16 protein-coding genes and 2 tRNA genes are annotated in these 16,568 nt (G+C 63.2%); 6 read left to right on the top strand and 12 right to left on the bottom strand.

Translation table 11 applies throughout. The features are described from left to right. Positions 1-19: 19 nt before the first annotated feature. Positions 20-820: a fructosamine kinase family protein gene (locus LK12_RS10870; RefSeq protein ID WP_039285151.1), complete on the bottom strand. Its 801-nt coding sequence runs from the start codon at positions 818-820 to the stop codon at positions 20-22. Between the two features lie 231 nt (positions 821-1,051). Between LK12_RS10870 and LK12_RS10875 the strand changes: the two genes are divergently transcribed. Then, entirely contained in the window at positions 1,052-3,181 is a 2,130-nt protein-coding gene (locus tag LK12_RS10875; RefSeq protein WP_269430666.1) for a molybdopterin-containing oxidoreductase family protein, read from the top strand. 71 nt (positions 3,182-3,252) lie between these two features. Here the strand turns inward: LK12_RS10875 and LK12_RS10880 are convergent, their stop codons facing one another. The 6 genes from LK12_RS10880 to tkt form a co-directional block, all read right to left on the bottom strand. Continuing rightward, positions 3,253-4,164, bottom strand: coding sequence for a fructose bisphosphate aldolase (locus tag LK12_RS10880; RefSeq protein WP_039283369.1), 912 nt, complete (start codon positions 4,162-4,164; stop codon positions 3,253-3,255). A gap of 93 nt (positions 4,165-4,257) precedes the next feature. Further along, entirely contained in the window at positions 4,258-5,394 is a 1,137-nt protein-coding gene (locus tag LK12_RS10885) for an acyltransferase family protein (protein ID WP_052223327.1), read from the bottom strand. Between the two features lie 42 nt (positions 5,395-5,436). Then, complete coding sequence (locus LK12_RS10890) at positions 5,437-6,636, bottom strand: phosphoglycerate kinase (RefSeq protein ID WP_039283370.1); 1,200 nt, start codon at positions 6,634-6,636, stop codon at positions 5,437-5,439. Then, a complete protein-coding gene (locus LK12_RS10895) occupies positions 6,633-7,058 on the bottom strand; it encodes an MOSC domain-containing protein (protein WP_052223418.1) in 426 nt (141 codons plus the stop codon). Before LK12_RS10895 ends, LK12_RS10890 begins: the two co-directional genes overlap by 4 nt. A gap of 62 nt (positions 7,059-7,120) precedes the next feature. Then, positions 7,121-8,128, bottom strand: coding sequence for a type I glyceraldehyde-3-phosphate dehydrogenase (gene gap, locus LK12_RS10900; protein WP_039283375.1), 1,008 nt, complete (start codon positions 8,126-8,128; stop codon positions 7,121-7,123). A gap of 12 nt (positions 8,129-8,140) precedes the next feature. Beyond that, positions 8,141-10,129: a transketolase gene (gene tkt, locus LK12_RS10905; protein WP_039283378.1), complete on the bottom strand. Its 1,989-nt coding sequence runs from the start codon at positions 10,127-10,129 to the stop codon at positions 8,141-8,143. 203 nt (positions 10,130-10,332) lie between these two features. On the opposite strand from tkt, the gene LK12_RS24630 reads away from it, so the two are divergent. The 4 genes from LK12_RS24630 to LK12_RS10920 all read left to right on the top strand — a co-directional run bounded on the left by LK12_RS24630 (position 10,333) and on the right by LK12_RS10920 (position 11,784). After that, a complete protein-coding gene (locus LK12_RS24630) occupies positions 10,333-10,506 on the top strand; it encodes a hypothetical protein (protein WP_197063514.1) in 174 nt (57 codons plus the stop codon). Then, positions 10,503-10,808, top strand: coding sequence for a cell division protein ZapA (locus tag LK12_RS10910; protein WP_039283381.1), 306 nt, complete (start codon positions 10,503-10,505; stop codon positions 10,806-10,808). The genes LK12_RS24630 and LK12_RS10910 overlap by 4 nt, the downstream gene beginning before the upstream one ends. Before the next feature lie 156 nt (positions 10,809-10,964). Next, complete coding sequence (locus LK12_RS10915; protein ID WP_039283386.1) at positions 10,965-11,567, top strand: 5-formyltetrahydrofolate cyclo-ligase; 603 nt, start codon at positions 10,965-10,967, stop codon at positions 11,565-11,567. Between the two features lies 1 nt (position 11,568). Beyond that, positions 11,569-11,784, top strand: a complete 216-nt coding sequence (locus LK12_RS10920; RefSeq protein WP_039283391.1) for a DUF2842 domain-containing protein — start codon at positions 11,569-11,571, stop codon at positions 11,782-11,784. A gap of 75 nt (positions 11,785-11,859) precedes the next feature. On the opposite strand, the gene LK12_RS10925 is transcribed toward LK12_RS10920, so the two are convergent. Both LK12_RS10925 and LK12_RS10930 read right to left on the bottom strand, forming a co-directional pair. Continuing rightward, a tRNA-Asp gene (locus LK12_RS10925) sits at positions 11,860-11,936 on the bottom strand. Between the two features lie 71 nt (positions 11,937-12,007). Next, positions 12,008-12,084, bottom strand: a tRNA-Asp gene (locus tag LK12_RS10930). A 200-nt stretch (positions 12,085-12,284) separates the two neighbouring features. Between LK12_RS10930 and LK12_RS10935 the strand changes: the two genes are divergently transcribed. After that, entirely contained in the window at positions 12,285-12,734 is a 450-nt protein-coding gene (locus LK12_RS10935) for a hypothetical protein (protein WP_231568319.1), read from the top strand. Positions 12,735-12,743: 9 nt separating this feature from the next. Here LK12_RS10935 and LK12_RS10940 read toward each other — a convergent pair whose 3' ends face one another. Genes LK12_RS10940 through LK12_RS10950 form a run of 3 tightly spaced genes read right to left on the bottom strand, consistent with a single transcriptional unit; the run spans position 12,744 to position 16,469 of the window. Beyond that, complete coding sequence (locus LK12_RS10940; RefSeq protein WP_039283394.1) at positions 12,744-14,108, bottom strand: dihydrolipoamide acetyltransferase family protein; 1,365 nt, start codon at positions 14,106-14,108, stop codon at positions 12,744-12,746. Positions 14,109-14,112: 4 nt separating this feature from the next. Further along, complete coding sequence (locus tag LK12_RS10945) at positions 14,113-15,165, bottom strand: alpha-ketoacid dehydrogenase subunit beta (RefSeq protein WP_039283398.1); 1,053 nt, start codon at positions 15,163-15,165, stop codon at positions 14,113-14,115. A gap of 5 nt (positions 15,166-15,170) precedes the next feature. After that, complete coding sequence (locus LK12_RS10950; protein WP_039283401.1) at positions 15,171-16,469, bottom strand: 3-methyl-2-oxobutanoate dehydrogenase (2-methylpropanoyl-transferring) subunit alpha; 1,299 nt, start codon at positions 16,467-16,469, stop codon at positions 15,171-15,173. Positions 16,470-16,568 lie beyond the last annotated feature (99 nt).

The following is a 16,568-nucleotide window of genomic DNA, read 5'->3' on the forward strand; positions in this document are numbered from 1 at the left end:
GCTACGGGCAGACGTTCATCTAAACTCCAAGTTCTGCAAGGCAAGCCTCCACCGCAGAGCGATAGCCCCCGCCGAACAGGCGCAAATGCACCAGCCACGGCCATAAGCGGTAAAGCGGCTGCCGTTCCTGCCACCCTGGTTCGAGGTCCAGCATCTCAAAGAACCATCCGGGCGGATGATCGAAAAGCGTCAGCATCGCAAGGTCGACTTCGCGATGGCCATAGTAGCAGGCCGGGTCGATCAATCCGGAAATCGCGTCGCCATACGCCAGAATGTTTCCACCCCACAAATCACCATGGAGCAAGGATGGTGCGGGACTGGCTGGCAATCTCTCCGACACCGTCCGGCTCAACACCTCGATCCGCCGGGCCAGTGCTGCGGGCAGAAGCGGTAGATGGCAAAGCAGGCGCCGTTCGGCCCAGAATTCCGGCCAGTCGTCATGCGGAGTGTTGACGATCTGCACATCGCCGAAGGCATAATCCTCCGGCCAGCCATAGGTCTCGCCGGGCGTGCCATGAAGTCGATCCAGGACATGGGCGAGGTCTGGCCAAGCTGATGCCAGGCGGCCGCCCGTTGCCACGTACTCAATCACCATCAGGTCGGGTTCTATGGCCAGTACTTCGGGCGCGGGTGCACTGGAGGCGCGGATGGCTAGCAACATTGCGGCTTCCGCCCGCGCCCGACTGCTTTGCTTGGCGACCACGGCCGTGCCGTCCATCAAGGTCACTCGATAGACCGTCGAGAGATCACCGCCATGCAAGCGCGATAACGTCGATATCGGTTGTCCGAACAAGGCTGCAATTCTGGTTTCGATGGCCATGAAAGCTCCCGTGCAGCCGAAACAGAATGACTTGAAGGCGACTTGCCACACCGACGCCTGACAGCCGTCCGAAGCCTCGCCGAATTTTCTTCACCGGCAACGAAACCTAGTTTCTGACGGCACAGCGATGACGCCAAGATTGACATGCGGCGATGATCGTGTGCTCGCTGTCCGCAACGCTGCAGGCGACCGCACGGTCGCACATAAAGACCGGCGGGAGAGGACATACCTATTCTCAAGACCAAATCCTATTGTCGCCTGTGCCAAGGCTTCTGCGGCATGGATGTGACGCTCGACGACCACGGCCGCGTCACGCAAGTTCGAGGCGACCACGCCAATCCGGCTACGCAGGGCTATGCCTGCATCAAGGGCCTGGACGCACCCGCAGGCATGTATGGCCCGCACCGCATCCTGAGGCCGCGCAAGAAAGTCGGCGACACCTACATCGAGATCCCCCTCGAGCAGGCCCTCGACGAGATTGCGGCCAAGATCGGTACGATTATTGACGAGGACGGCGCCCGAAGCATGGCCTTCATGCGCGGAACGGGGACATTCGGTTCGACGATCGCAGTGTTCATGTTTCCCGGGCTGGCCGACGCGCTTGGCAGCCCGCGCTTTTCCACGATGACCATCGACCAGTCGGCCAAATGGGTCCGCGATGACCGTTTCGGAACATGGAAGGCTGGAAAACACGCTTTCTCCCAGTCCGATGTCTGGCTCTTTGCCGGCGCCAATCCGCTCGTCTCGGTCTATTCGTGGCACACACCGGTCCAGAACCCGACCAAGAAGATGAAGGAAGCCCGCGAGCGGGGCATGAAGATCATCGTGGTCGATCCGCGCGCGACCGAGTTGACGCAATACGCCGACGTGCATCTGCAACTCTATCCCGGCGAGGATGCCGCCGTTGCCGCCGGAATGATCCATCTCGTCCTGGCCAATGGGTGGGAAGACAAGGCATTCAGCGAACAGCACCTGCGCAATTTCGACCGGTTGCGAGACGCCGTGGCGCCCTTCACGCCGGACATGGTTGCCGCACGGGCCGGGATCGACGTGAAGGATCTTGGAAAGGCAGCCCGGATATTTGCCAACGAGGCAAAGCGCGGCAGTGTCACAACCGGAACCGGCACGAGCATGTCGCGCTTTCCGAACCTTACCGAGCATCTCTACGAGGCACTGGGGGCGATTTGCGGGCGGTACAACCGCGAGGGCGACATCCTGCCGAACCCGGGCGTCATCAACGCCAAGAAACCACCCAGAGCCGAAGCAATCGATCCGAAACGCGGTTTCGAGAAGACCCCACCGACGCGTGTACGCGGTGCGGCACAGCTCATGGGGGAATCGGCGACGCCGACGCTGGCCGAAGAGATTCTAACGCCGGGCAAAGGACGCATCCGCGGTCTGATGATCTCGGGCGCCAATCCCGCCAGCGCCATTCCCGACAGCGAAAAGGTCGTCGAAGCCTTTCGCGCGCTCGATCTGCTGGTTGCCATCGAGCCGTTCGAGAACGAGACGACAGCCTTGGCCCACTACGTGCTGCCACCTCGCATCCTCTACGAACACATCGACTTCACCTTCGCGCTTGAGATGGTCAATCTCGACTATCCCTATGCGCAATTCACAGAGGCGGTCGCGGCGCCGCCCGAAGACTCGGAGCTTGCCGACGAAGGCTACATCTCGTGGGCAATTGCCAAGAGGCTCGGCAAGGCGATCACCTTCTTCGGCACCGAACTGGAAACGGATCAGGCGCCGACAGACGAAGACTATCTGCGCATCCTGTCGGCGAACGCGCGCGTCCCCTTCGACCAGCTTCGTAGTGAGGCGGTTGGCGGGAAGGTTTATGAAGACCTGCCTGACGTGATCGTACGTGGCCCCGGCGAGAATGCGGGCCGACTGGACGTCATGCCGGAAGATGTCGCCAGCGAACTCGAAGGCTTCCTCAATAGTGCCCCCGAAGCGGCCCATGTCCGCTCTGGCGAATTCCCGTTGCGCCTTATCGCGCGCCGCGTGCGCGAGGTCTCGAATACATCGTGCCGAACTTTCCCAACGGCGCGCAAGCGCATGCCGTTCAACCCGCTATTCCTCCATCCTGATGACCTGCACCAGAGCGGGCTCGACGCGGATACAGAGTGCTGGGTGGTATCCCGCCACGGCAGAATACCGTCGGTCGTGCGCGCGGACAAAACGCTCAAGCCCGGAACTGTCAGCATGGCGCATGGCTTCGGCTGGGTTGCCGGAGAGGACACGGAGTTCCGCGACCGAGGCTCCTCCGTATCTCTCCTCGTCAGCCTGGATGAGGACACCGAAGCGCTGCAGGCCATGCCGCGCATGTCGGGCATTCCGGTCCGGATAGAAGCGCGATAGCACCTACATAGACGAAAAGGCGGCGCCCGCAGGGGCACCGCCTTTTCGTCTTGAACAAGAGGTCGGGAAGATCAGGCCGTTGCGGCAGCCGCAACCTTCTGGGTCGACCCCTTGTAGATATCGTCGATCGCCTCGCCAAGCGCAGCATTGAATTCCGCGTCGCTCATCGGCGCGCGCAGGTCTTCCAGCAGCGCGCGGCTGAAGCTGGCGATAATGCCCTTGTTCTTCGCCAGTTCGGCGCAGGCCTCGGGGCGCTTGTACCCGCCCGAGAGCGCCACGACGCGCAGCACCTTCGGGTGCGAGACGAGCGGATCGAACGTGCCCGGCACCACCGGAAGCGAAAGCTTGAGCATCACGCGCTGGCCTTCGGGCAGCGCATCGAGGTTCTTGAGGATTTCCGCGAGCAGGATCTTGTCGCACTCGGCGCGGGTTTCGCTCTTGATGTTCACCTCGGGCTCGATGATCGGCATCATGCCGTGGCCGAGCACCTGCTGGCCGATCTCGAACTGCTGCTTGACGACGGCGGCGATGCCTTCGGCATTGGCAGAGTGGATCACCGAGCGTTCCTTGGTGCCGAACACACCGAGCGCCTTCGAACGCTCCAGCAGGGCGTCGAGCGTCGGCATCGGCTTCATGAGCTGCACGCCATTGGCTTCGTCTTCGAGGCCCTTGTCGATCTTGATGAAGGGTACGACGCCCTTGCTGATCAACGCCGTCGGGGTCGGCACGCCGTCGACCTTGCCGTCCATGGTGCGCTCGAACAGGATCGCACCGATGACCTTGTCGCCGGTGAAGGCCGGGGAGGAAATGATGCGGCTGCGCATCTCGTGGATCAGGCCGAACATTTCTTCTTCGGTCGACCAGGCATCGTCTTCGATGCCGTAACCCTTGAGCGCCTTCGGCGTGGAACCGCCGCTCTGGTCGAGAGCCGCGATAAAGCCGTTACCTTCGGCCATCTTCGCCGCCATATCCGTGTACTGCATCTTGCTCCTCCTGAACGTCGAAAAACTTTGTGTCATCGTTACCGCTGGTCCGTGTATTTCGCAACTGCGGTAAAGGCTATGCCGCCCCTCTGGTCATGCCGAACTTGCCGACAACGCGGGCTTGCGTTTCTGACGAAAAAGGGCGGAAAGCCGCCGTCGCACCGGTTCATCGAACCACTTTACCGCGCACCATGACAGGACCAGGGCCGTCCCGATATAAAGCACTGCACTGAAAAACGCCGGCACGCCGAGATCGTCCTTAAGCCATTTGAACGGGTCGATCAGCGCCCAGTGCACGGCATAGAGCGCGAATGACACGTCCCCCAGGAACCGGGCCGCGGGCACGAGTATCGCCGGAACCTCGAAACGCGATCCCAGTACCAGCAGGATCGGCCACAGCAGCAGGATACAGGCAAGATCATACTGGCCCACCTCGGGGGTCTTGACCGGAATGCTGATGCCAAGCCCAAAGCCCACGAAAAGACCAAGCAGGTAGGCGGCCACGAGGAGAAGCAGCCCCCCTATCCAGCCCGCCGGCCGGTCGTGGGGTTGCGGCAGGCGGGCAATCATCGTCCCCAGCGAGAAAGAAAACATTGTCCGGGCGAGCGCGGTCGGCCATTCCCCCCGCAGCGCACCGATGTTGGCATTATGGCGTTCGAGAATAACCGGGACGAGCAGCCAGGCGCTGAGCAGGCAAATCACGAGCAGGCCCCATTGCGGCAGCCGGAACATGACCGTTACCATCAGCAGGCTGGCAATCAGTTCGAAGAACAGTGTCCAAGCCGGCAGGTTGATCGGAAACAGCGCCTGCGTGACCGGCGACGGAAGCATCAGCAGGTTGGTGGGCAGGCTGTACAATATCTTCTGTGCGGCCCCGGCATTCCATCCCCCGCCCGCCAGCTTGCCCAGCGCCGTGATCGTGCACAGGACCATGCCCAGCAGGAACAGGGGATAGAGCCGGATCGCGCGCTGCCGCATGAAGGCGATCGTGCCGTAACTCCGTTCCTTCCAGCGCACGTAGTAGGCCTGCCACAGCACGAAGCCCGACAGCGCGAAGAAGAAATCGACGGCGATGTAGCCGTGCGGCGCCCGGATGAAGTCGAAGTGAAAAAGGGCAACCGCGAGCGCGGCAATCCCGCGCATCCCGTCGAGCGTGACATAGCGACCGGACACCGCCGGCGCAGACGTAGTAACGCCCGCGCCGTGCGTGGCTGTCCCGGTTTCGCTCATGCCCTTGATCCTTCTCGCCCGGCGGCGCGCAGATCGGGCCGCTTAGACGAGAAGCGCCGCCACGCCCGGAAGTTCCTTGCCTTCCATCCATTCGAGGAAGGCGCCGCCGGCCGTGGAGATGTAGGTGAAGTCCTTGGCCACACCGGCATGGTTGAGCGCCGCCACGGTATCGCCGCCGCCGGCAACCGACGTGAGCGTGCCCTCTATGGTGAGCGCGGCAGCCGTCTTCGCGAGCGCTACGGTAGCCGCGTCAAAAGGCGCCATTTCGAAGGCGCCGAGCGGACCGTTCCACACCAGTGTGCGGCAGGTCTTGAGCACATCGCCCAGCGCTTCGGCTGCGGCCGGGCCAGCATCGAGGATCATCTCGTCGGCCGCGACTTCATGCACGTTGCAGGTCCGCAGCGACGGCGGATTGGCCGCAAATTCCTTGGAGACCACCACGTCGTAGGGCAGGTGCACGGTGCAACCAGAACTGTCAGCCGCAGCGAGGATCTCGTTGGCCGTGCCGGTCAGGTCGTGCTCGCACAGCGACTTGCCGACATCCACGCCCTTCGCGGCAAGGAAGGTGTTGGCCATGCCGCCGCCGATGATCAGGTGATCGACCTGCGTCACCAGGTGCTTGAGCACGTCGAGCTTTGAGGAAACCTTGGCGCCGCCGACGACGGCCGCCACCGGCTTCACCGGATTGCCCAGCGCCTTGTCGAGCGCCTCGAGTTCGGCCTGCATGGAGCGCCCCGCATAGGCCGGCAGGGCCTTGGCCAGCCCGTCGGTCGTTGCATGGGCGCGGTGGGCGGCAGAGAAGGCGTCGTTGACGTAGAAATCGCCATTGGCGGCAATCGCCTTGATCAGGTCGGGGTCGTTCTTTTCCTCGCCCTTCCAGAACCGCGTGTTCTCGAGAATGGCGACGTCGCCGGGACGCAGGATACCGACCGACTGCTCAACAACAGGACCGGCAATCTCGGGAACGAACATCACTTCCTTGCCGAGAACCTTCTCGACTGCGCCGACCACCATGGACAGCGACATCGTCGAGACCCGTTCGCCATTGGGACGGCCGAAGTGGGCCAGCAGCAGGACCTTGGCGCCCTTTTCGCACAAGTCATTGATGGTGGGGACAGCCGCACGGATGCGGGTGTCGTCGGTGACTGCACCGTCCTGCATCGGCAGGTTGAGGTCGACGCGCACCAGCGCCACCTTGCCAGTCACATCACCCAGATCATCAAGGGTCTTGAACGTGCTCATCTCTCGATCCTCACTTCGTCACCGACGGCAATCTCGCCATCGTCCAGCACCCGGCCGAGAACGCCACCCCGCCAATCGGGAACGAGCGCGGTCATCAGGCCGGGTTTGATTTCATCCATGCGGCTGCACGGATCGCATTCCATGGTTACTTCGATACGACAGGATGGGCCGATCGCGACGACGGCACCCGGTGCGCGTGGCAAGCGCACGCCTGCAACGCACAGGTTGGCGCGCCGCAGGAACCACGGGAGAGCCTCGTCATCGGCAATGTCCAGTTCGCGCAGCGCAGCCTGCCAGCTTTCGGCCTCGATCAGCGAGACCTGCCGGCGTGGCGGCTTCGCGGCCCCCTGACGCACGACGCCGCGAAAGTCCCCCTGGACTCCCGCGGCGGCAGTGACGGCGACGGATTGCAGCTCCTCCATTTCAGCGCGCGATTCCGATCGCCGCGCGATGCCCTGGAGTGTGCCCGTCGCCGAGTTCACTTTCAGAGGAACTTCGCCATCGCGCCCGCAGTGTCGATCATGCGGTTGGAGAAGCCCCACTCGTTGTCGTACCAGGAGACGACACGGACGAATTTGCCTTCCATGACAGCCGTTTCGAGGCTGTCGACAGTCGAGCTCGCCGGGTAGTGGTTGAAGTCCGAGGAGACCAGCGGCTCTTCGGTGTAGGCCAGAACGCCCTTCATGGCGCCTTCCGAGGCAGCCTTGAGCGCGGCGTTGATCTCTTCCTTGGTCGTGTCGCGCTTCGGCACGAAGCACAGATCGACCAGGCTGACGTTCGGGGTCGGCACGCGAACCGACGAACCGTCCAGCTTGCCCTTCAGTTCGGGCAGGACGAGACCGACCGCGCGGGCGGCGCCGGTGGTGGTCGGGATCATGTTGGCGGCACCGGCACGGGCGCGGCGCAGGTCCTTGTGAATCTGGTCGAGCATGCGCTGGTCGTTGGTGTACGAGTGGATCGTGGTCATGAAGCCACGCTCGATGCCGACGGTGTCGTTGCAGACCTTGGCGATCGGCGCGAGGCAGTTGGTGGTGCACGACGCGTTCGAAACGACGATCTGGTCGGCAGTCAGCGAGTCATGGTTCACGCCGAAGACGACGGTGTTGTCGACGCCGGTGGCCGGGGCCGAGATCAGCACGCGCTTGGCGCCGGCGGCCAGATGCGGCTCGGACGCTTCCTTGGACTGGAAGAAACCGGTGCACTCGAGCACGATGTCGATGCCCAGATCCTTGTGCGGCAGCTTGCCCGGATCACGCTCGGCGGTGACGATGATGTCCTTGCCGTTGACCGTCATCTTGCCTTCGCCGGCCTCGACGGTGCCCGGGAAACGGCCGTGGGTGCTGTCGTAGGAGAAGAGAAGCGCGTTCGACTTGGTGTCGGCAAGGTCGTTGATCGAAACCAGTTCGAGACCGCAGTCGGGGCGTTCGAGAATGGCGCGAGCGACAAGCCGCCCGATACGTCCGAAACCGTTGATCGCAACCTTGGTCGCCATAAAATCTCCTCCTTAGGCGCTTAGCTTGTCCAAAATCTTGGGCACAATTACTTCGGTAGTAAAGCCGAAGCGGGCAAAAAGGTCTTTCGCCGGAGCCGATGCCCCAAAACGATCCAGACCGATATTCAAACCGCCATTGCGGCTGAGTGCAGTGTAGCGTTCCCAGCCCATCGTCGCACCAGCCTCGATCGAGACGCGCAGGATAGACGGATCGTGCGGCAGTACTTCGTGCCTGTAGGCCTCGTCCTGCGCCTCGAACAGCTCCATGCAGGGCATGGAAACGACGTCAGCACCGATGCCCTGCCCTTCCAGTTCTTCGCGAACCTTGCAGGCCAGTTCGACTTCCGAACCAGTGGCGATGAGGATGACCTTGCGATCTGCCTCGGCGCTACGCAGCACATAGGCGCCGCGGGCCGAGAGCATGTCGCCCGACTTGCGAAGCTGGGGCAAGTTCTGGCGCGTCAGCGCGAGAACCGAAGGGGTCTCCGACGATTCCAGCGCCAGGTTCCAGCACTCGGCCGTCTCGACCGCATCGGCCGGGCGGAACACGTTGAGGTTCGGGATCAGGCGCAGGCTCATGACCTGCTCGACAGGCTGGTGGGTCGGACCGTCTTCGCCAAGACCGATCGAATCGTGCGTCATGACATAGATCGAACGCGTCTGCTGCAGCGCGGCCATGCGGATCGCGTTGCGGCAATAGTCCGAGAAGATCAGGAACGTGCCGCCGTAGGGGATTACGCCGCCGTGCAGCGCCATGCCGTTCATCGCGGCGGCCATGCCGAATTCGCGGATGCCGTAATAGACGTAGCGGCCCGAGTAGTCATCAGCCGTGAAAGGGGCCTGGCACTTGGCCTTGGTGTTGTTCGAGCCGGTAAGGTCGGCCGAACCGCCGATCATCTCGGGCACCACAGGCGCAATGACGTTCAGCCAGTTCTCGGAGGCCTTGCGGGTCGCAACAGTGGCATCGCCCTCGACCCACTCGGCCAGTGCCTTGCGGATGGCATCGCCGTTAGGCAGTTCGCCGGCCATGCGGCGCTTGAACTCGGCAGCGTGCGCACTGACGGCCAGGCGCTCGTCCCAGGCCGCATGCAGCTTCGCGCCGGTCTGGCCGAGCGAACGCCAGTCGGCGAGCACGGCGGAAGGGAGTTCGAACGGCTCGGACGTCCAGCCCAGGTTCTCGCGGGTAGCCGCAACTTCATCCATTCCCAGCGCAGCGCCGTGGACTTCATGGCCGCCCTGCTTGTTCGGCGAGCCCTTGCCGATGATGGTGCGGCAGGCGACAAGCGACGGCTTGTCCGAAGCAGAAGCTTCTGTAAGCGCACGTTCGATGTCGGCGTAGTCGTGACCGTCGCAGGAGAACACGTCCCAACCGGCAGCGCGGTAGCGTGCGGGAATGTCCTCGGACGTCGACAGCGACGTATCACCGTCGATAGTGATCTTGTTGTCGTCCCACAGGACCTTGAGCTTGCCCAGCTTCAGATTGCCGGCAAGACCGATCGCCTCGTGGTTGATGCCTTCCATGAGGCAGCCGTCACCGGCGACGACCCAGGTGTTGTGATCCACCAGGTCGTTGCCGAAGGTGGCATTCAGCTGGCGCTCCGCCATCGCCATACCGACGGCCATCGCCAGGCCCTGACCGAGCGGTCCGGTGGTGCACTCCACGCCGGGAATCAGAAAGTTTTCAGGATGACCGGCGCAAGGGCTTCCGAGCTGGCGGAAGTTGCGGATGTCGTCCATCGTCGGGCTTTCATAGCCGGTGAGATAGAGCAGCGAATAGATCAGCATCGAGCCGTGGCCGGCGGACAGAACGAAGCGGTCGCGGTCGGCCCAGTAAGGGTCTGCGGGGTCGAACTTGAGGAACTTGGCGAAAAGAACGGTCGCCACGTCGGCCATGCCCATCGGCATGCCGGGGTGGCCGCTGTTGGCCGCCTGAACCGCATCCATCGACAGCGCCCGGATGGCATTGGCCATCGGCGCGAAACGGTCGGGGGCAAGGGTCATTGGATAGCTCCGGAAAACGGAAAATTGCAGGGCGATTCGAAGATTTGCGCCCCCCTTTAGGGAGAGGGGGGCTCTCGTCAAGTTTGGCACCGGCATTCCCGTCAATACTGATAGCGGCCGCTCGCCGCCGCGCTCCTGACGAGATTGTGAACAACCTGCTCCAAATACTTGCCTCGCACCGATAAAGGCTTAGCCATGGTGCAATGGAGGATGTGTCGATCGTGAACACGATTGAAAGGATCGAGGCCGCCCTTGCACGCGCCGAAGCCGCTTCACGCGAAGCAGCCGATCTTCGCGCGCGGCACGAGCAACTCAAGTCATCCGTTTCCCACTCGCTCGACAACCTCGACACCCTGATCGAAAGCTTGCGGCGATGAGCAACGTCACGCTTTCGATCGGCGGCCGCAGCTTCCTGGTAGCCTGTGCCGATGGCGAGGAAGCCCATGTCAGCAAGCTGGGCCAGTTGATCGACGATAAGGTCGCCGCAGCAGGCATGGCCGGACAGACCGAGACGCGCATGCTGCTCTACGCTTCGCTCCTGCTTGCCGACGAAGTCCACGAATTGCAGACCGATTCCGGCCCTGCCCTGCCCGCGGACGTCAAGGATCGGCTGGGTAGAATTGCCGAGCGCATCGAAAATCTCGCAGACCTTCTTGAGGGACGCCCCGTGAACGCCTAGATAGCGCGGGACGGGATCTGCCCGGCACGAGCCGTTCGAACATCCCTGAGGCTATAAGCAATCCAAGGGGGCTGTCCCTGCCCGGACCGTGGTCCGACGTACATGGCTCCCACCTGACGTGAAGGCGTCAGAGGATTTCTAGGAAAACGACCCAAGGTGGACCCGTCACCCCCAAATCTTCCCGCCGATGACAAGAAGGCCCTCCGCAAGGCTTTCCGCAAGACACGGGCGGAACACGTCGCCGCGTTGCCGGGCGGGTTGCGCGCGCTGGTGCTCAATCGCCCGCCGGCGCCGGTCGTCGAGATGTTTCCCGCCAGCGCGACGGTCGGCATCTACCATGCAGTCGGATCGGAAGCGCCTACGCATGGCTGGGCGCGCTGGTTGACCGAGAACGGGTTCAAAACCGCGCTGCCATGGTTTGCCGGGCGTGATGCGGACATGGAATTCCGGTGCTGGGACAATCCGTGGGACGATGAAGCCTTGCTGTCCGGCCCCTGGGGCGCATTGCAGCCGCCTGCCGGCAACGCCTTGGTCGTGCCGGAAGTCCTCGTCGTGCCGCTGCTGGCCTTTACCGCGTCAGGGCTGAGGCTGGGCCAGGGCGGCGGGCACTACGACCGTTGGCTGGACGCGCACCCACAGGTTCCCGCAATCGGGCTTGCATGGGATTGCCAGATCGCCGAGGAGCTGCCGCACGAACCCCATGATCGCCATCTTGCGGCCGTGGTGACACCGACGCGGATATACGAAGGACGGATGTAACATGCGCGAGGCCCCGACATGGCGGATACCGATCGGCGTCCTGCTGTTGGTCGTCGCGCTTGGCTTTTACGGTGTCGTCGTAGCCACGTTCGTCCCGCCGCTGATCGGCGAGTGGAATGCGCTTGCCCAGACGCCCGTCTACGTGGTGCTCGGTGTGATCTGGATCCTGCCCTTGCGGCGGTTCCTGATCTGGATGGAAACGGGCCGCTGGGGCTGAATTCCGCGGGCATGAAAAAAGCCGGGTCGCCCCGGCTTCGCTTTTCATTTGCTGCGGGAACCACTTCGAAGGAAGTGGCGCGAGTGACGGGGCTCGAACCCGCGACCTTCGGCGTGACAGGCCGACACTCTAACCAACTGAGCTACACCCGCGCAGCTATGTAAATGATCAAGCCAGGCCTGACCGTCCGCAACCCTGCCGGTTTCCCGGTAGAGATCCCAAGTGGCGCGAGTGACGGGGCTCGAACCCGCGACCTTCGGCGTGACAGGCCGACACTCTAACCAACTGAGCTACACCCGCGTACTTTTGCGGTGCGTCCGCTTGGGAGCCGCGCCACTAAGACAGCCATGGGGGCCTGTCAACTGCCTTGCCGGGGACGGGTCGATTTTTTGTGCCATCGCGTTCGTGAGCCACGGCAAATGCTCGGCATTAACCATATTTTGGCGAATGCTGCGGCATGTTCCTCGGGCCTGCAACCGGGCAGACAGGAACCAGATATCGTGCCTTGGAACCGCAAAGCCCTTTTCAGCTTGGCCATTGCGCCGGCAGTCGGCCTGACCGCTCCGGCACAGGCCGCTCCGGTCGTCGCTACCGACAGCGCCGTCTACGTCGAACGAATCGCGCCCGACACGAGCCGCCGTCTCGAACCGGCCATTCGGCTTGCCCGAGGAGACCGCGTGGTGACGGTCGTGCGCTGGTACCGGGTGGGCGGCGATGGCGGTTTCGTGATCACCAACCCCTTGCCTGCCTCCGTGGCCTATGAGGAAAGCGCCGCGGACTTCCAGGACGTATCAGTAGACGGCGGCCGAACTTGGGGCCATCTGGAAAATCTTCGCGTCGGCACACGCAATGCGACGCCCGAAGACGTTACCCACGTGCGCTGGCGCATCCCCGCCAGCAGCGCTGCACGGGGACGCGGTGAAATCGTCTACGCTGGAACCGTCCGCTAGAACGCGTGCTCAGCTCGCTAGGATCAGCGCGGGCGCTTCGATCAGCTTTCTGAGGTCCTGCGCAAAACTGGCAGCATCCCATCCGTCGACGACGCGGTGGTCGCAGCTCATCGAGATGTTCATCAGCTTGCGCTTTTCGACGCGTTCCACGCCGCTCGCATCGCGCACGAACATCGGGCGTTCGACGATACGGTTGGGACCGATGATCGCCACTTCCGGACGATTGATGACCGGTGTGGTCGCCACGCCACCCATCGGACCGAGCGAAGTCACGGTAATCGTCGAGCCCGAAAGCTCTGCCGACTTCGCCGATCCGTCGCGCGCGGCACTGGCCAGACGCGAGATTTCAGTGGCAAGCTGCCACAGGTTGCGGTCCTGGGCATCGCGGATCACCGGAACCATCAGCCCCGCCGGCGTCTGAGCCGCCATGCCCAGATGGACCGAGCCATAGCGCGTCACGACACCGGCCTCGTCGTCGTAGTGCGCGTTGAGCATCGGATACTTCGGCATGAGCTTGCAGATCGCCGAAATCAGGAACGGCAGCATCGTCAGCTTGGGCCGGTCGCCACGCCCTTCGTTAAGCTGCGCGCGCAGTCCTTCCAGCGCCGTGACGTCGTATTCCTCGACATAGGCGAAGTGCGGAATGTTCCGCTTCGATGCCGCCATGTTCTCGGCGATGCGTCGACGCAGGCCGATGACGCGAACCTGCTCGTCCTGCCCCTTCTGCCCGGAAGGCTGGAAGCCGCCGGCGGAGTTGTAGGACAGGAAGGCGTCCAGATCGGCGTGACGGATACGGCCATCCTCGGCGGGACGGACTTCACCGAGATCGATACCCAGGTCCTGCGCACGCTTGCGCACCGCCGGACTGGCCATGACCTTCGACTGTCCGGCAGCAGCGCGGGCAGCCGGAGCCTTCATGCCGGTCGCTGCCGGAGCAGGCTCGGCCTTCGGCTTCGGCGCCGGTTCGGGCGATGGCTCCGTTGCAGGTGCAGGCTCGGGAGCCGGGGTCGGTTCCGGCGCTGCGGCTTCGACGCGATCGACGTCTCCGGCATCGGGCGTTTCCGCCTCGATGCGCTCCTCGACCTCTTCGGCCTTGGGAGCGGGGCCACCGGCATCCTTCTCGTTGCCGGCACCTTCGACTTCGATCACCACCAACGGCGAGCCGATGGCGATGACGTCGCCGACATCACCGCCGACTTCGATCACCTTGCCGGCGACCGGGCTTTCCATCTCCACGGTCGCCTTGTCGGTCATCATGTCGGCCAAGCGGCCGTCTTCCTCGACGGTATCCCCGACCTTCACGTGCCAGGCGACGATCTCGGCCTCGGCAATGCCTTCGCCGATGTCGGGCAGGCGGAATGTGTAGCGACCCATTGGATCAATCCTTCATCAGCCGGTCGACCGCCTCGCCAATGCGGACGGGACCGGGGAAATAAGCCCATTCAAGGCTGTGCGGGTACGGGGTATCGAAGCCGGTCACGCGCTCGATCGGCGCTTCGAGATGATAGAAGCAGCGTTCCTGCACGAGCGAAACCAGCTCCGCGCCAAAGCCCGAGGTCTTGGTCGCCTCGTGTATCACCAGACATTTCCCGGTCTTTTCCACGGACTTTTCCACAGCCTCGATGTCGAGCGGGACAAGCGTGCGCAGATCGATGATCTCGGCGTCGACGCCCTTCTGCGCCAGCACCGCCTCGGCCACGTGCACCATCGTGCCGTAGACCAGCACGGTCATCGCCGAGCCCTCGCGTACAGTGCGGGCCTTGCCGAGCGGGATCGAATAGTATCCCTCCGGCACCTTGCCGCCCGGATGCGATTTCCACGTCTTGGACGGGCTGTCGTAGTTGCCGTCGAAGGGGCCGTTGTAGATGCGCTTGGGCTCGAAGAAGATCACCGGATCGTTGTCTTCGATTGCGGCGATCAGCAGGCCCTTGGCATCGTGCGGGGTCGACGGGATCACCGTCTTGAGACCGGCGACATGCGTGAACAGCGCTTCGGGGCTCTGGCTGTGCGTCTGGCCACCGAAGATGCCGCCACCGAAAGGCGAACGCACGGTCAGCGGGGACGTGAACTGCCCTGCCGAGCGATACCGCATGCGCGCTGCTTCGGAGATCAGCTGGTCGAGCCCGGGATAGATATAGTCGGCGAACTGGATTTCGGGCACCGGGCGCAAACCATAAGCCGCCATCCCAACCGCAGCGCCGATGATGCCGCATTCGTTGATCGGGGTGTCGAACACACGGTTCTTCCCGTACTTCTTCTGCAGCCCGGCAGTGGCGCGGAACACGCCGCCAAAATAGCCCACGTCCTCGCCGAGCACGACGACGTCGGGATCATGCCCCATCATCACATCGAGCGCGTCGTTGATCGCCTCGATCATGTTCATCTGCCGGGTCGGGGCCTCGTGGAGGCTGACGGCGTCCTCTTCCAGCATGTCCCCTACTCCTTCCACTCTGGAAACTTGGTTCGGCGTTCGCTGATCGCCTGATCGGCCTGTTCGCGCAGGTTCCAGGGCAGCTCTTCGAAAACATCCTCGAACATGGTGTGGAACGGATGGTGCAGGCCATGGCCCAGAATACCGTTCTTCTCGGCATCCTTGGTAGCGGCGCGCACTTCCTCGGCCAGCGCCTTGTCCATTTCCGCATGCTGCTCGTCCGACCATTCGCCGAGCGCGATGAGGTGGTTCTTCAGCCGCATGACCGGATCGCCCAGCGGCCAATCCTCCGCCTCGCGCGCCGAGCGGTATGCGCTCGGGTCGTCGGAAGTCGAATGGCCTTCCGCACGGTAAGTGAAGTGCTCGATGAGCGTCGGCCCCTTGTTGGCCCGCGCCCGGTTGGCGGCCCAGTCCATCGCCGCATAGACGGCAAGCGCGTCATTCCCGTCCACGCGCAGACCGGCAATGCCATAGCCGTTGGCGCGCGCCGCAAAAGTCGTGCGCTCCGATCCGGCAAAACCCGAAAAGCTCGAAATCGCCCACTGGTTGTTGACGATGTTAAGCACCACCGGCGCGTTGTAGACGGCGGCAAAGGTCATCGCGGCGTGGAAGTCGCCTTCCGCGCTCGATCCTTCACCGATGAAGCTGGTGGCGATGCGGGTATCGCCCTTGATCGCACTAGCCATCGACCAGCCCACGGCCTGCGGGAATTGCGTGGCGAGATTGCCCGAGATCGTGAAGAAGCCGTAGTCCTTTGCCGAATACATGATCGGAAGCTGGCGGCCTTTCAGGCGGTCGGCACGGTTCGAATAGATCTGGTTGATCATCTCGACCAGCGGATAGCCGCGCGAGATAAGGATGCCCTGCTGACGATAGCTGGGAAAGACCATGTCGTCGTCAGCCAGTGCGAAGGCACAGGCGACCGAGATAGCCTCTTCCCCGGTGGACTTCATGTAGAAGCTGGTCTTGCCCTGCCGCTGCCCACGATACATGCGGTCGTCGAAGGCGCGCGTCAGCGCCATTGTGCGCAGCATGCCGCGCAGCGTCTCGGGATCGAGCTTGGGATCCCACGGGCCGACGGCCTGGTCGTTCTCGTCCAGAACCCGAATCAGATCGGTCGTGAGCGGCCAGGTCTCCTTGGCGTCGCACGCCTCATCCGGACGGCGCGCAGCGCCGGCTTCCGGTATCTCGAGATGCGAATAGTCCACGACATCGCCCGGCCGATACCGGGGTTCGGGGACATAGAATTCCAGCGGCGGCAGATTGCCGCGCGGCTTACCTGATCGTGCCGGACCTTCGGCCATTTTCATGCTCTCCCGCCATGGTCGGGCCGCAAGAACCTTGAGCATCAAAATTCTACGGTTAGGTCATTTTATTACTCACTCCCGCAATGTCAATCGCTC

This window comes from Novosphingobium malaysiense (assembly GCF_000802225.1).
GTDB lineage: Bacteria > Pseudomonadota > Alphaproteobacteria > Sphingomonadales > Sphingomonadaceae > Novosphingobium > Novosphingobium malaysiense.